We start from the raw sequence: 14592 nt of genomic DNA on the forward strand, positions 1-14592 counted from the left end.
TATGATCATTAGATATAGTAGATATTCATATGTCCTTGTGGTCACTAGATAAGTCATTATGAATCTCATAGGTGCCTTAAGGGGATGTTTAGAACCCTTAGGATTATAGAGAACATAAAGAAGATTCTGATATCCATCATCTAAGTTATATAATCAATTTCATAGAGATGATCTTATAGATCACTATTGAACTCTATGGGTCTATAGATGTTCCTTGAAAACAATTGATATCTATTGGATTCTACTAGTGAACTGCGTTCACACGCCTTTGGCGTATATCAGCATGATATCATATGATTTGATTGAATTATTCATCTATGAATCATAGTAATACTTAACAAGTGAAACTCACCAGACATAATCTAAATACTGTTTCTCCATAGCTTCGCAATGGGAACAGAATATTGCTCCCATTGCATTCAAACTAACGTCTCAATTTCGGATATTCGGGCCTATTACCTCTTCTTACCGAGTTATTGGACTATACGCCTACTGTTTCAATTTTTAGGTATATTTATGAGAATGCGAGAGGTGTCCTCTAAATCAAAATGTTTGAGGCAATATCTATCCCATCCTGACTGGTTATGAATCTCTTCGGTTTGGGTAATCTCTCGGCCCCATTTTGTATCTTGCCAACTCTCCTGCATAATCTCGGTTACCTCATCTAGAGGCACTCGGCAGATGCTTTGATCAATCTCGATACTCAAATGTACATGTAAACGCTGACTACATGTCAAAGCATCACCCTGATCGCCTTCTATAGATCCGGTGTACTTGACCCAATTCCCATCCTTGACTGCTCTACAGCCATATAGTTTCCGGCTCAGGTTTTTGATGAAATGCTGAACATTTTGCCGAAGAAGTTCAACATTCAAGACCTCATGATCTCCACCAGTTATGGGAATTGATTGTAAGGCTGTCCCTGTGAAAGCAAACTGAGGGTTAAGTTCACTGAACCACTCTAAATAAGCTTGCTTCGTCCTGTGCCTCGAAATAGTTGAAGAGTAAGTGTCTAGATTGCTACCCATTTCGAACCTCCCTGCTTTCTATAGAAATGCCTGGTAAGGTTTCACGCGATGTCGAAGGTAGGATTGCATCTACACGGCCATCCTTCAGTGTATCGTTGCTCAATCTTTTATTGATGGCAGCAATGGCTTTACCATCATAGTCGTTTTGTTCATTCATTTATTATTCCCTATTTCTTATTATATTTATGGGATCGCCCTTCTTGCGGGGCTTGGATGTGGGGGCACGACAGTACCCATTTTTTAAACTCAAAATGCCACGATAACTCATAATTCAATTGTAAGAATTGAAGCACTTCAAAGTATGTTCTGCAGTTGTTTTGAATTTACAGTCGCTAAACTCTATCGAAAAAATCAAAAGTATTCTGAATACCCGTGATCACATGCAGCAATAGATGCAATGTTCAGATAGAATTGTGTTATAACTTTAATCATTGAAAACCTCATTTATTATTATAGTTATCGGTTTTTGTAAGAACTTATCACGTTCGAATTTTGAAATTATAGCAGAAATGAGCCTAAAAGTCAAATAAACCCGTAAAAGGTGTCGTCTTTTATGTTTGACATAAGAACACTGTTGAGGGGATTTCAAACGACTTATGCAAACTTTAACGTAGCTTACTTCCCAAGAATTTGTCCAAGTATTGTAATAGCTCTGGCTTAAATGGAAGAAGCTAGAGAACGGCCCCTTATGTGACATTTAGATAAACTTATATCGAGATATCATTTCTGTAGATATCCCATGATTGTCATATTTTGAGGGGACATTGAGGGGACGAAGCAAAACTTGCCTCTTGCCCAATCCGTCTAAGTCATTGAAAACAATGGTGCGCGGTACAAGGTTCGAACTTGTGACCCCTACGATGTCAACGTAGTGCTCTACCACTGAGCTAACCGCGCGCAAGCCATCCGGCTGCATTGAGAGAGCGGTTTCTAGGGGTTTTCGACATTGTTTGTCAATCTCCTCATCTCATTTTTCAGCAATTGAGCTAATCCCAATCGGATTAAAGACTAGACGCAGCAATTGTGATTGCGCATAACCCCCTAGTTTCTTGTAGCGTGAGGCCTTGATAGCCATGTCCAGTCAGACGTCTTTTGTTAAAGTGGACAATTTAAACCACTCCTATGCCGGCTCCTCAAAACCAGCCTTATCCGATATTAGTCTCGTTATCCCTAAAGGAGCCTGTTTTGGTCTGCTTGGCCCCAATGGCGCAGGGAAAAGCACGTTTATTTCTCTCTTAACGGGCATGATAAAAGTTCAAGATGGCACGATCGCAATCAATGATGTTGCAATAGATAAAAATGGAAAAACGTTTAAATCCATTTCCGCCATTGCCCCACAAGACCTCGCTTTTTATCCCAAGCTGACGGTCAAAGAAAATCTGACATTTTTTGCCGGTGCCTATAATCTAAAAAGAGAAACGCTAAACGAACAAACAGCCTTCGCTATCAAAGTCTGTGATCTGGAAAACGTCCTCAACCGGCGCAGTGATACGCTATCAGGTGGCCTCAAGCGACGGCTCAATCTGGCAATTGCCCTACTCAACAAGCCAGACATCCTTTATCTTGATGAACCAACTGTCGGTATTGATGCGCGCTCGCGTCAAACTATTCTCAACGCCATTAGCGAAATGAACAAGCTTGGCTGCACCATTGTTTACACCTCCCATTATATGGAAGAAGTCGAAGCTATTTGCGATCATATTGGTATCATTGATGGCGGCAAATTGATTGCACAGGATACGAAAACAGCATTTCTGGATAAAGCTGGTCGCCAAAGCTTGCACATAACCATGAGCGAACCACTTCCCAGCTATGCCACAGACGAACTAACTGCACGTCGCGCCAAACTGCTCTCCCCTCGGGAATTTATCATTGAAGGCCTCAACCCTGCTCTCATGACAGACGTGATCAATCTTGTCGCCGAATTGGGCGGCGAAATCGAACAATCCCATTATGGAAAAAGCCGCCTTGAAGATGTCTATCTGGATCTCCTCAATCAAAATGAGGCGCAATAAATGATAAAACCTTTAAGCGCTGCCATCACAAAAGAATTTACACTTTTGAGCCGAGACAAGCATGGTCTAGGTTTGCTCTTCATATTGCCGATTGTTTTCATCCTCATCATGTCCCTTGCTCTTCAAGGCAGTTTTGAAAGCCGTGGCGGCAAAGGCATAGATGTTGAAATACTCGATGCAGATCAGTCAGATGCCTCAAAGGCCCTCATTGCCCGCCTCAACGCCAATGATGCTTTCAATGTTGAAACACGCGCAACAGAACATGCGCCAGCTGAGCTGGGACAACTCCTAGCCAATAAAGATCTTGGCTTTATTGTCTCCATTCCCACTGGGTTTGATGAGTACCTGCTTGAGGTTAGGGACGAACAAAAAACAATAGATATCGCCGTATCTTCTAAATCCGACCGGCGCACATCCCTGATTTTCACTGCTTCTGTTAAAGAAGCCATTGGCCGCATCAAAACAGAAGCCATGATTAGCGGCATGATGGATGAAGCAGACACATTAGGCATAGATGAAATATCCGCTAGCGATTTAGAAGCGCCAGTCAATGTCTCCTATGCCTATTCAGGTGCAACAGATAAACCGCCCACAGCCGTACAACAAAACGTGCCGGCTTGGCTGGTTTTCTCAATCTTTTTCGTGGCTATCCCTTTTTCAAACACCTTTATAAAAGAGCGTGATTTAGGCATGCAGCGGCGTTTGCGCACGACGCATTTAGGGCCGCTTTCTCAATTTGCCAGCAAGCTTATTCCTTATTTCATCGTCAACCAGCTTCAGGTCGTTTTGATGTTGGCTGTGGGTGTATTCTTGGTGCCATTATTTGGCGGTGAATCTCTTATTATCCAGGGGCACCCACTCGCATTGGCGGCGCTCTCCGCCAGCATTAGTTTTGCCGCTTTGGGTATGGCACTATTTATTGCAGTCATCTCTAAAACGACAGAACAAGCCACAATGATGAGTGGTCTGGGCAATATTTTATTGGCAGCCGCTGGTGGTGTGATGATCCCTAAATTTGTTATGCCAGAAAAAATGCAGATATTTGCCAGTCTTTCCCCAATGTCTTGGGGGTTAGACGGCTTCCTCGAACTCTTCCTTCAAAACGGTGATGTGATGAGCATCTCTTCGTTTTTGATAAAGCTAATTGGCTTTGGTTGCATAATGCTAATATTATCTTGGCTGGTACAATCACGACAACGCGCCTAAACAGTGATGATTGATTACGGGGAAAATAATGGCCGAGCTAGATAAAGACACCTTGATGGCAGAACTCAAAGCGATGATCGTTGATGAATGCGACACAGAAGTTGAAGCTGATGAAATCGACAATGATATGCGCCTTGTCGGTGAAGGTCTTGAGCTAGACTCCCTTGATGCTCTTCAAATCTCTCTAGCAATCAAAGATAAATACAGCGTCCGTATTGAAGGCGGTCCTGATTCCAGAGAAGCCATGGCCAGTGTTTCCTCACTTGCAGACTTTATCCTAAAGGCCAAACAGGCTGCCTGATCTTTCACATGTCATTTAATCTATTTCTGACCGGTCCCAGCCTGCACACAAGCCTTGGTATGGGTATGGAAGCACATGCAGATGCATTGCGTGCGCCCTCTCCTGCTCTCTTGGCACTTCCGCCCAAAATCAAATTACCCATTCAGCTGAGCGATGCAGATGCCCCAACAGAAATTCCGTATCATTTGGCATCTGGCAAACCACTGGAAAACACCCAAACCCGCTATTTTGATATTCTTGAAACAATTATTGGCGAAACGCTACAAAGCGCAGACCTGACACCAGAGCAAATTCGCAGTACTGGCCTATTCCTCGGCACCTCATCTTCAGATGTTTGCCTCATTGAGTCAGCTTATCTTGATGCACTTAGCAAAGATGAAAACGCACAGCCTTTAAATCTGTTTTGCAGCATGGATAATCTGGGGGCACATCTACGCCGCAAATTTGACCTTTCCCCGATGGGCATGTCGGTCAACACAGCCTGCACCGCCAGCGCCAATGCTTTAATATATGCCGCAACAGCCATCAAAGCTGGAAAATTAGAACACGCCCTTATTGTCGGTGCTGAAATTCTCAACATCACCACTGCATACGGATTTCAAGGGCTTGAACTCCTCACCCAAACGAGCATGCGTCCATTTGATAGCCGCCGCGATGGCCTCATACTTGGTGAAGCTGCTAGTGCAGTCATATTAAGTGCGAAAAAGCCAGACACACCCTGTATGCAACTTCTTGGCGGCGCAACATTAAGCGATGGATATGGTATGTCGGCTGCCAATCCAGATGGCACATCCATTGCCCGCGTTATCCAACAGGCTATCCGACATGCTGGCGTGAATGCATCTGATATCAATGCCATCAAGGCACATGGTACGGCAAGTCTCCTCAATGATGAGGGTGAAAGCGCGGGTCTTCAACGCATTTTTGAAACACTTCCAGTCATCACTGCTTTAAAACCCTATATTGGACATACATTTGGCGCGAGCGGCCTCACTGAATTGCTAATTTTGAACGCTTGCCTAAATGAAGGCTTCTTGCCAGCGACACCGGGCGTGTCCGCGACCCCATGCGAAAAGCTAGGCATCACACTTAATCAGTCTGCTAAACAGATGCACAATCCAACAATTTTATGTAATCAGTTTGGTTTTGGCGGGAATAACACATCATTGGTGGTGCGCCATGGATAGATCAGCTTTACCAATCTATGCTGTCAGCGGTGTTGAATACGGGCCATCAGAAGCGCCCGATTTCAAATCGCTCATCAAAGAGGCTTTCGGCAAACAAATACGCCGCATTGGTCCTTTCATTCAAATGGCGCTTATCGGTGCTAACGACACTATTCGATCCGCCCCCCTGCCTGAAAACACCAATGTTTATCTTACCTCAGCGTCTGGTGACATGGACGTCACTATAGACGTACTAAATCGCACGGTGAGAGACAGACAAGTCCCAAAACCTCTTTCCTTCATCAACACTGTTTCAAATGCTGCGTGCTATTATTTCACCAAACATTTTGACATAGGCGGCTCAACCAGCTTCCTTTCTACGCGAGAATTCGCACTGGAATCCGCCTTTATCCAAGCCAGTCTGGATATCACAACATTGGGCGTGGAAACTGCCCTTGTTGGAAGTGTTGATATCATCACCCAACCTGAAACAACTCACAGAATACGCGTCGGAGCCTTGGAAAATGACCCCCTCGCGCAAGGCTCTCATTGGTTTCGTTTAGGTCAACCAAATAGCGATAAATCCTCAACAGAAAAACCGCTTGGATATCTAATCGATGCTTTCTTATTTAGAGACGCTAATGCATTGATAAATCATATAAAACCATTACTGAAAAACACTGATAAAATCAGTTTTGGGAACCGAATAAAACCGCAAACCAAACAAGCAATCATGAGCCAATTTGAAAATTCAGAATATGCTCTAAACACGCCCGCCAAAGGCCATTACGGCACAAATGCAGGCCATGTTTTAAGAGATTATCTCACACACGAAAACTTAGCCGAAACTCAGCTTGTCTATATCCAAGAAAACACATGCGGTGAACTCAGCTTTATCTTACTTCAAAAGCCCTAAATAGCTGTTTTTACACCCTTTAGCATATCCCAAACAGCTTGTTCTTTCTTCGCGCACACATCCAGCAAATCATATAATGCATCTGCATCCATATCCTTGCGCCCGCGACACATCTTCGTCGCATTCAGCGCAAAACGCCGCCATTCATCACCCGCATCCGTCATCGCATCACCCGCTTCAGCGAGCAGCTTGGAATTAAGCATTTCAGCGCTCTCTTTGAGGAATGCAGCATAGATAAACCGAAACCCTGCGCCGCCTGTCCCAATCTCTTCCTGCATTCGCACAATATGCCCCAGATATTGCTTAAGATAGTCTGATTTTGTTGGGTCTTTTGCCAATTTCTGGATCTGACGCCCCATATAACGAATGCCTTTAGTTCCCACCATAGGCACCATGGGTGCTTTCATCAGCTTGCGGTTACGCTCAATCGCTGCCGGAATAGCTTTTTCATAATTGATATTATTTGGCGCTTCTAACAGCTGATACATCCGCCCTTTGGGTGCCATCACCCCTTTGACAAAACGCGCTTTTTTTAAAGATGCCGCATCCGTACGCTTTAGCTCAGGAAATACCGGATCAGACACCACATATTCATCCCCCTCTTTGTGAGAGACGACCAAATTATGCGCATTAAAATGAAACCGCATATCCTCAGGCACGTAAGGCAGCCAATAAATGCTCGTTTGCAGCCCCACAGATTTACCTGCATCCAGCGCCCTATCTAGGGCTGCCATGCCTTCATCTGCATTCGAAAAAGTCTCAGACTGCCAATTTGCATTCATCGCCTTCGCGGAGCCTTTCATAATGCTCCCTGGCAACATGCGATAGGCTATCAGCGGCATCCCCGCCATTTTCACCATCGGCAAATAAGCAAAAATCAAACTGGATGATAAGCCAAACGCCATTGGTTCGCTCATCGGGACGCCAGAAGCAGAAACCAGATTTGCCACCACACCGCTTTCACAATGTGCTGATTGACGATGTTCAAATTGGGTCATGAATTGGCTTTCGGCGTGTCTGTATCAGCATCAGGCAGGCTTTTCAGCGTCTGCAAATCTATCCCCATTGCCTCACAATATGGCGCGAGTTTCGAATCCGGTAATGCATTGAATATTTTAGGTTTTAGATGGCGCTTCACACGCCAAGCACCGTATCCAGTTGATGATGTCAGCGTCGCCATATCCATGCGTTTATCAAACATATGGTATTCTAGCGGCGATGTCTCACCCGCTTTCCCGCGCAATAAAGCCGCATTGCGTTGCGCCTCTAAAGCTTCCACCGCCGCCACAGTTGCATAGGTTTCTACTTCCCAGCCAGAGGATGCAACGCCTGTATATTTACCATCATTATCAACGGCATACATCAGCTTGCTTTCACCGCCATATGTGCGGGATTTATCCTGCGGGACCTCATCCTTTTTCATGATGGCTAACTCCTAGAAACCTTTAGACGACAGTAAACAGCATGAAAGCCGTGCTAAAGCGCCCACTTTCTGGCACCCAGCACATGATCTTTTCACCAGATTTCAGCTTACCTGATTTGAGCAACTCATCCAGCATAATGTAGATAGATGCTGATCCTGTATTTCCTTTGGTAGAAAGGTTGGTGAACCATTTCTCCATGGGTATTTCAAAGCCACCCGCCTTGAGCGCATCAAACAAACGCACGCGGAAATAATCAGATGAATAATGTGGAACAAACCAGTCTACATCATCAGGTGTTATTTTGTGTTTCTCTGCGACTATAGGCACCGGCTTTTGCGCGGCATACATCATGATATTTTCGTTTAACAGTTTTACGTCCTGCTTCACAGACATCACGGAATCCGCATCACGCTCTTTGGCTGTCATACTTGTCCAGCCACGCGTCGTGCCATCTTCGTTTTTTACCGCCCCTGCATACATACAGGTTTCCATCTCACCAGCATAAGAATAGACATCAATCCATTCCACTTTCAGATTAACGGCTCCATCACGCGGCGCACTTTCAAGCATAAGCGCCCCAGCGCCGTCAGAAAGCATCCAGCGGATAAAATCTTTTTCAAAAGCGATTTCAGGATTTTCTTCCAAAGCTTCTACTTTTGCATCAAGTTCGGCCTCAAAATTATGCGCTGCTAAAATAGTCGATGCATTTTCAGAACCTGTTGCCACAGATGTATCTGATTCACCCGAAGCCACCGACATATATGCATATTTTAGAGACGTTACACCGGCTAAACACACCCCCGCAGTCGCGCTCACTTCAATAGGTGGTAATTTTAATTCTCCCTGCACCATAACACCATGGTTTGGAAAAATCTGATCCGGCATGGATGTCCCACATGCCAAAACCTGCACTTCATTCAGCTTAGATGGTTCATCTAATCCACGAACAGCTTCGGCTGCCAGTTGTGCGTTGGAATAAGTTGGTTTGCCTGTTTCTGGATCAATAGCATAATGACGTGAAACGATCTTGTTTGAACGCAAAATCATACGGCGCGCACGTGAGGGACGTCCACCAGCTTGCCCGAGGATTGCCTCCATCTCATCATTGGAAACGGCTTCTCCCGGCATAAATGCCGCACTACGCGTTACATAAACAGATCTAGTCACTTTACACTGTCCCTTTTTCGAGCTTTTCGGCTTGCTCTACATCCCATAATTCACGCCCCTCGCCTGAAGGACGCGCAAAATATGCTTTCTGACTTGCCACTTTTGCTTTTGTAAATGGCTTCAACAATTTTTTGACGACCGCCAATATTGGCATAATTGTCAGCACAATGATCGCTAAAAACGTGAAATAGATTATCAAAATAAACTTACGTGCGATCGCGTCTGGATTACCAAATTTGCGCATCAATCCCCCCCACATGCGGAAATTACGCTTGGCAACTTTCTCCGATGCAATAAGCCCCTCAGAGATTTTCACAGCTCCAAGACCAGACATCATGGGTGATGTGTCAGCAACATCTCTATTGGGCAATTGACGCACAATCGCATCCCCAAAACGAGACGCGTTTTCAATCTGCTCATCTGTCAGGCCGGCTTTGGGAATTTTGCCATTAAAATATGGTCCCTTATTTCCCGTCAACATCCAGATCGGCGTTGAATAGAATGTATAGGCAGCATGCGCTTCATCAACCAGCACCACATTATCAATCAGATGACCGCCTAGATCGTCAACACGTTCTTTGATGCTCTCTTGTGCCATCAACCACATATTGCGGCATCCAATTAACGTCATCACAGGTTTGCCATTGATGATTTTACGCGCTGCTTCAGATTTCAAAAATGAAATAATCGGTGGGCAAGGTGATAAAAACCAAGCCTGATATCCTAGAATGATCAGATCAAATTCAGCATCTGGGTCCAGGTCTTTTGGTTCAATTGCCGGCGCATCCTCATAGACACATTCAGGCATTGTATCGAAGAAATTGAAGAAATTCCAAGGAAACGGAAATTTACGGTGCGTCTCTAAAGTAATCCGAGTGACTTCAATCTGAGTCGATTCATTTACTGGCCCCAAAACTGAATCCATTAACCGACTTAGTTGACCTGTTTGGGAAAACCCAACTGCCAATACTTTAAGCATCCCCGCATATCCTTCATGACCCGATATTGCCAACTGGCAATATCATCCTACTCATCACTCGTGCTTTTCATCTTCAATCAGCACAAAGAACATCACATGTACGACACTGTTATCCAAATGCCCACTGCGCTAAAATGAAATCCCACCTGTCTATCGTGAGTCATTTAGCAGCTATACTTAAAACCCCAACCCCTGTGCTGAGGAATTTCAACGGAATGACACAAATTTGATTTTTCCCAAGCAATTGTATGCTGCTATTGCTGTATAAATGCCAATTAACTCGACGATAAGATAAGCGTAACACACACGACATCAAGTTGACTTAAGGACACTTTGAAATACCCTGTTTTGGTTTCCTCAAACGCTATCTCAAATTCAATATCGGGTTTGATAAGCGCCCTCAATTTCAATTTGGAAAAACCACATAGACGCTCAATATTTGCGTGCTCCAAAACGACCTGTTGCGCGGCTTCAACGAGCAATGCTGCTGGGATAACCGGATCGCCGGGAAAATGCCCGGGTAAACTAGGATGGTCAGAACTGATAGTTTGATTTACACGCATTTGCCTTAATCCAGTTCTACGCTCAACCTTGTTAGATTTCTTCCGCAATAAAGACAGATCAACATGACCGCAATATCAGACCTGATTCCACATACCGGAAACATGGTGCTCATAAATACTGTACAGTCTTGCAACCAAGACGACATTATTTGCACAACTGACACACATTTTTCGCCCACAAACCCACTACGAAATGCACACGGATTACCCATTAGCGCCGCACTGGAATATGGCGCACAAGCAATCGCACTTCATGGCGCAATGAATAAATCCCAGTCGGAAAAGTCCCCAAAAGCGCTTATCGTCGCCGTTAGACAAGCTGATTGGACAACAGATTGGCTTCACACAATTGATTCAGAACTCATCATACAAGCGAGCATAGCAACACGCATGAATGCGCTTGCCCGCTACACGTTTAAAATCTCTTCAAAATCAGATAATAGCTATATATATCAAGCTGATGTGTCTGTTTCGATCAGCTAGCATCAATTGCATTTAGCAATTGTCGTAGATCCGATGCATCCTCAAGAAACAATGTATCTCTTGCCTGATAATTGCGGTCTCGCGCAGCTAGGTATTCATCCCAATCAGCAGATTTTAGAAACGCAATCAAAGCCTCGCTACTTGCCTCTGGTAACACATAGCCTAAATTGTGTTGCGCCACATAATTTGCACTCTCTTGTCCCGATATTGTCAGTGGGACAACACCTAGTGCACCGCCCTGATATACACGGTTAGGAAGCAATAAAGGAGAATTACCTTCAGGGTCAAAATAGTCAGCACACCAATTAAAATGCGCAGATCCATAAATTTCTTCTAAATCATCAGGCGTGCGGTATTCGCCGCCAAATTCTACATTTTCAATGCCTGAAAATGTCTGCTCAAAAAGCTCAGGATAGATGGTCTGCTTACCACGCAGATAAAATTTTACCTTTGAACCCATAGCCTTAGCAGTATCGGCCAGAATTTTCATAGAAGCCGGACAACGCAATGTTCCATGCCAACACACAACCCAAGGCGATACGCCCTCTTCCGGCTTTACGCGATGGGCATTCATTTGCTCTGGCGTTGGCATGTCACCCATTTGTTCGGAAAGAAGCTTATTCTCCCAAACAAAATGCTTGCCGTTATAATTTTGATATTTCTCAAAATATCCACGTATAAACCCCGGAGATGTCACAACCAGTAAACTGATCTGATTGAGAATGATCTTCTCTAACCCCCGAAACACTTTTCCCTTGAGACCTTTGCCAAAGAAAAACTCTTGAATATCAGGAACATCATAAATCAGCTTCGCTTTTGAACCCGTCAAAACTTTTGCCAACATACCAATAAACATCATATCAAAATTGCGTGCCATTATGAATTTGGCACTGCGTAAATCCTGTTTATGATCAACAAGTATCTTTAGACCTTTAAGCAAGGCCGGCACCCGCTTTGCGTAATTATTATCAGCAGTAATCCCCAGCTCAACATTGTCCCATTCGGGTTGATAATCAGCGTTGTTTTTTTCACGACGGAAGAAAAAACCTTTTAATTCAACCCCTGCACTCTCTAGTGCGAGCGTGCGCTTTCGCGCATCAACATGTGTACAATCATGTCCTAGAAAGACACCTTTTCCATAGCGGACTGAAGAAGCGCTTTCTTGAGCATTTGAATTATTGGCCATAAAAATCTCTATCCAAAACGAAAAATCGGTACAAACATTCTTCAAAACAACTGCAATCGATACGCCAGACAAGCGAACACTTTATAAAAATGGACTCAAGAATTGGAAACAAGCACATATAGCTGCAAAAAAAAGCAGCAAATCAGCAGGCATTTGTGAGATTCATGAAATTTCGGACACGAAATCATCGACATATCGCCATGGCTGGTTAGATTACACCTAATCATTTCGTATTAGAAACAAAGATCGTTCACGCGGGGAGCATTTCGTGGAAACTTTAGTCGGTCTCATAGACAATGTGAGCAATTTCATTTGGGGTGGCACATGGGGAGATCAACGTATTCTTCCTGTTGGTCTTCTCGCAGTATTTTTGGTCGGGACGGGCATCTATATGATGATCCGTTTAGGAGGACGACCGTTAACTCGCTTCATTCCTGCTTTGAAAGAAGTGTGGGATGGCCGTAAGGCTCAAGGTGAAGAAGGCGCGATTACACCGTGGCAAGCTCTTTCTACCGCCCTTTCTGGTCAAGTTGGAACAGGTAACCTTGCCGGTGTTGCCACTGCATTGGCATTGGGTGGTCCCGGCGCAATTTTCTGGATGTGGGTCACTGCCATATTAGGTATGGCACTCGCATTCTCTGAATCTAGTCTAGCCATAAAATATCGTGAATGGGATGAATACGACCGTGTAAACGGTGGCCCAATGTATTACATCAAAAACGGTTTAAGCAAAAACTGGGGTTGGCTAGCTGTCCTATTCTGTATCGGGACACTTGCATCAGCGATGGCAACTGGATCTATGATTCAGGCTAACTCAATTACTGAAGCCGCAAAAGAAGTGGCCGCTTCGAGCTTTAATTTCCACCTTCCCGGCTGGGCAGTTGGAGCAGTCATCGCAGCACTTGTATTCGCAGTCATCGTCGGCGGTATTAAATCTATCGGTTCTGTTGCCGGTAAAGTTGTACCTGTTATGGCAGGGCTTTACGTCGTAATCGCTTTTGTCGTTCTAATGATGAACATTACAAAAGTACCCGGCGCTTTTGCAGATATTTTCACATACGCATTTGGCTTTAAACAAGCCGTTGGGGGTGCCGCAGGTTATGGTGTGATGCAAGCTGTTCGCTTTGGTATCGCTCGCGGTCTATTCTCAAATGAAGCAGGACAAGGTTCGGCGCCTATCGCTCACGCTGCTGCGCAAACCAAAAATCCAGTGCAACAAGGTGAAATCGCGATGATTGGTGTGTTCATTGATACAATGGTGATTTGTACGATGACTGCATTGGTGATCCTGACTGTTCAAGGTGATTTCAGACGTAATTCTGCAACAATTGCAGCAGATGCATGTTTTGCAGCCGATCTTATTTCAATACCAGCCCACCCAATTGAAGGTGAGAGCTATTCCAAAGGTGACCTATTCCCTACAGCAACACAAATTGGACGAAATTCACTTCTTGCCCATAATGGAGCTGTTGCGCAGGAATTACTGCTTTCATGTCAGGAAGCGGATGCAAGTCTCGTATCTGACGAAGCTATAAAAGCGTCATACCCAGATGTATTTAGATCTATTTCTGGTGATCAATATGACATACTTATAGCCGCGCAATCAGATTCAGAAACAGATCCAACGCTGCTGGAAGCCACAATAGAACGACTTGCAGATATTGAAGCCCAAGCGGATTCAACTCTGACAAAAGTCAAACACGCATGGGAGTCGGATGCCGATTCTGCAGCCATTACCACACGTGCCTATGGCGCAGCCTTCCCAGGTGGTGAGTGGGTTGTACCAATAGCGCTCTTCTTCTTCGCATTCACAACAATTATTGGTTGGTCTTATTATGGGGAACAAGCACTCACATATCTTGTCGGTGAATGGGCAACTCACCCATTCCGTTTTGCTTGGGTAGCCGTTGTCTTTGCCGGAAGTCTCGTCACAAACACAGATTCATTGTGGCGCTTAGGTGATATTGCCAACGCGACAATGGCAATTCCAAACCTGATTGCGATTATTGCACTATCAGGTGTGGTTATCGCTATGCACAAGAAAAACGGTGATCCTGATGCACCGGAAATTTCTGAAGAAGATAAATCAGTCTAATCCTGATAATTGGATTTAAAACAAAAAAGGCCGCATCATATTTAAAATGATGCGGCCTTTTTT

The 14592-nt window shown here is 44.5% G+C and carries 15 protein-coding genes and 1 tRNA gene; 7 read left to right on the forward strand and 9 right to left on the reverse strand.

Annotated features, from left to right (window positions below; genetic code table 11):
• Positions 1 to 497: 497 nt before the first annotated feature.
• From HBAL_RS14560 to HBAL_RS14565, 3 genes are all read right to left on the reverse strand, one after another.
• Positions 498 to 1028: a hypothetical protein gene (locus tag HBAL_RS14560; RefSeq protein ID WP_015828714.1), complete on the reverse strand. Its 531-nt coding sequence runs from the start codon at positions 1026 to 1028 to the stop codon at positions 498 to 500.
• Positions 1021 to 1185, reverse strand: a complete 165-nt coding sequence (locus HBAL_RS16790; protein WP_015828715.1) for a hypothetical protein — start codon at positions 1183 to 1185, stop codon at positions 1021 to 1023. Before HBAL_RS16790 ends, HBAL_RS14560 begins: the two co-directional genes overlap by 8 nt.
• Before the next feature lie 665 nt (positions 1186 to 1850).
• A tRNA-Val gene (locus HBAL_RS14565) sits at positions 1851 to 1925 on the reverse strand.
• Between the two features lie 176 nt (positions 1926 to 2101).
• Here HBAL_RS14565 and HBAL_RS14570 point away from each other — a divergent pair.
• Genes HBAL_RS14570 through HBAL_RS14590 form a run of 5 tightly spaced genes read left to right on the forward strand, consistent with a single transcriptional unit; the run spans position 2102 to position 6632 of the window.
• On the forward strand, positions 2102 to 3043 hold the full coding sequence (locus HBAL_RS14570; RefSeq protein ID WP_015828716.1) for an ABC transporter ATP-binding protein: 942 nt from the start codon (positions 2102 to 2104) through the stop codon (positions 3041 to 3043).
• Positions 3044 to 4249: an ABC transporter permease gene (locus tag HBAL_RS14575; RefSeq protein WP_015828717.1), complete on the forward strand. Its 1206-nt coding sequence runs from the start codon at positions 3044 to 3046 to the stop codon at positions 4247 to 4249.
• Between the two features lie 28 nt (positions 4250 to 4277).
• A complete protein-coding gene (locus tag HBAL_RS14580; RefSeq protein WP_015828718.1) occupies positions 4278 to 4550 on the forward strand; it encodes a phosphopantetheine-binding protein in 273 nt (90 codons plus the stop codon).
• Between the two features lie 8 nt (positions 4551 to 4558).
• Complete coding sequence (locus tag HBAL_RS14585; RefSeq protein ID WP_015828719.1) at positions 4559 to 5737, forward strand: beta-ketoacyl synthase N-terminal-like domain-containing protein; 1179 nt, start codon at positions 4559 to 4561, stop codon at positions 5735 to 5737.
• Positions 5730 to 6632: a hypothetical protein gene (locus HBAL_RS14590; protein ID WP_015828720.1), complete on the forward strand. Its 903-nt coding sequence runs from the start codon at positions 5730 to 5732 to the stop codon at positions 6630 to 6632. Before HBAL_RS14585 ends, HBAL_RS14590 begins: the two co-directional genes overlap by 8 nt.
• Here HBAL_RS14590 and HBAL_RS14595 read toward each other — a convergent pair.
• The 5 genes from HBAL_RS14595 to HBAL_RS14615 form a co-directional block, all read right to left on the reverse strand.
• Entirely contained in the window at positions 6629 to 7630 is a 1002-nt protein-coding gene (locus tag HBAL_RS14595; RefSeq protein WP_015828721.1) for a BtrH N-terminal domain-containing protein, read from the reverse strand. The two genes, HBAL_RS14590 and HBAL_RS14595, sit on opposite strands and share 4 nt — an antisense overlap.
• Positions 7627 to 8055 carry a hypothetical protein gene (locus HBAL_RS14600; RefSeq protein ID WP_015828722.1) on the reverse strand — a complete coding sequence of 143 codons (429 nt, stop codon included), beginning with the start codon at positions 8053 to 8055 and terminating at the stop codon, positions 7627 to 7629. The genes HBAL_RS14595 and HBAL_RS14600 overlap by 4 nt, the downstream gene beginning before the upstream one ends.
• A gap of 22 nt (positions 8056 to 8077) precedes the next feature.
• Positions 8078 to 9223 carry a beta-ketoacyl-ACP synthase III gene (locus HBAL_RS14605; RefSeq protein ID WP_015828723.1) on the reverse strand — a complete coding sequence of 382 codons (1146 nt, stop codon included), beginning with the start codon at positions 9221 to 9223 and terminating at the stop codon, positions 8078 to 8080.
• Position 9224: 1 nt separating this feature from the next.
• Entirely contained in the window at positions 9225 to 10202 is a 978-nt protein-coding gene (locus tag HBAL_RS14610; RefSeq protein WP_015828724.1) for a hypothetical protein, read from the reverse strand.
• 275 nt (positions 10203 to 10477) lie between these two features.
• Positions 10478 to 10813 carry a hotdog family protein gene (locus HBAL_RS14615; protein WP_267879118.1) on the reverse strand — a complete coding sequence of 112 codons (336 nt, stop codon included), beginning with the start codon at positions 10811 to 10813 and terminating at the stop codon, positions 10478 to 10480.
• Positions 10814 to 10828: 15 nt separating this feature from the next.
• Here HBAL_RS14615 and HBAL_RS16475 point away from each other — a divergent pair, with 15 nt between their 5' ends.
• Positions 10829 to 11248 carry a hypothetical protein gene (locus HBAL_RS16475; protein WP_015828725.1) on the forward strand — a complete coding sequence of 140 codons (420 nt, stop codon included), beginning with the start codon at positions 10829 to 10831 and terminating at the stop codon, positions 11246 to 11248.
• Here the strand turns inward: HBAL_RS16475 and HBAL_RS14625 are convergent.
• A complete protein-coding gene (locus HBAL_RS14625) occupies positions 11241 to 12434 on the reverse strand; it encodes a glycosyltransferase family protein (protein ID WP_015828726.1) in 1194 nt (397 codons plus the stop codon). The two genes, HBAL_RS16475 and HBAL_RS14625, sit on opposite strands and share 8 nt — an antisense overlap.
• Positions 12435 to 12702: 268 nt before the next feature.
• Here HBAL_RS14625 and HBAL_RS14630 point away from each other — a divergent pair, with 268 nt between their 5' ends.
• Positions 12703 to 14529, forward strand: coding sequence for an alanine/glycine:cation symporter family protein (locus tag HBAL_RS14630; protein WP_015828727.1), 1827 nt, complete (start codon positions 12703 to 12705; stop codon positions 14527 to 14529).
• Positions 14530 to 14592 lie beyond the last annotated feature (63 nt).

The organism is Hirschia baltica ATCC 49814 (genome assembly GCF_000023785.1).
In the GTDB taxonomy this organism is placed as follows: Bacteria; Pseudomonadota; Alphaproteobacteria; order Caulobacterales; family Hyphomonadaceae; genus Hirschia; species Hirschia baltica.

Coding starts and splice junctions, on each gene's coding strand:
- HBAL_RS14600 (WP_015828722.1), bottom strand. CDS start 8,055: ATGAAAAAGGATGAGGTCCCGCAGGATAAATCCCGCACATATGGCGGT.
- HBAL_RS14575 (WP_015828717.1), top strand. CDS start 3,044: ATGATAAAACCTTTAAGCGCTGCCATCACAAAAGAATTTACACTTTTG.
- HBAL_RS14560 (WP_015828714.1), bottom strand. CDS start 1,028: ATGGGTAGCAATCTAGACACTTACTCTTCAACTATTTCGAGGCACAGG.
- HBAL_RS14580 (WP_015828718.1), top strand. CDS start 4,278: ATGGCCGAGCTAGATAAAGACACCTTGATGGCAGAACTCAAAGCGATG.
- HBAL_RS14590 (WP_015828720.1), top strand. CDS start 5,730: ATGGATAGATCAGCTTTACCAATCTATGCTGTCAGCGGTGTTGAATAC.
- HBAL_RS16790 (WP_015828715.1), bottom strand. CDS start 1,185: ATGAATGAACAAAACGACTATGATGGTAAAGCCATTGCTGCCATCAAT.
- HBAL_RS14570 (WP_015828716.1), top strand. CDS start 2,102: ATGTCCAGTCAGACGTCTTTTGTTAAAGTGGACAATTTAAACCACTCC.
- HBAL_RS14585 (WP_015828719.1), top strand. CDS start 4,559: ATGTCATTTAATCTATTTCTGACCGGTCCCAGCCTGCACACAAGCCTT.
- HBAL_RS16475 (WP_015828725.1), top strand. CDS start 10,829: ATGACCGCAATATCAGACCTGATTCCACATACCGGAAACATGGTGCTC.
- HBAL_RS14595 (WP_015828721.1), bottom strand. CDS start 7,630: ATGACCCAATTTGAACATCGTCAATCAGCACATTGTGAAAGCGGTGTG.
- HBAL_RS14625 (WP_015828726.1), bottom strand. CDS start 12,434: ATGGCCAATAATTCAAATGCTCAAGAAAGCGCTTCTTCAGTCCGCTAT.
- HBAL_RS14610 (WP_015828724.1), bottom strand. CDS start 10,202: ATGCTTAAAGTATTGGCAGTTGGGTTTTCCCAAACAGGTCAACTAAGT.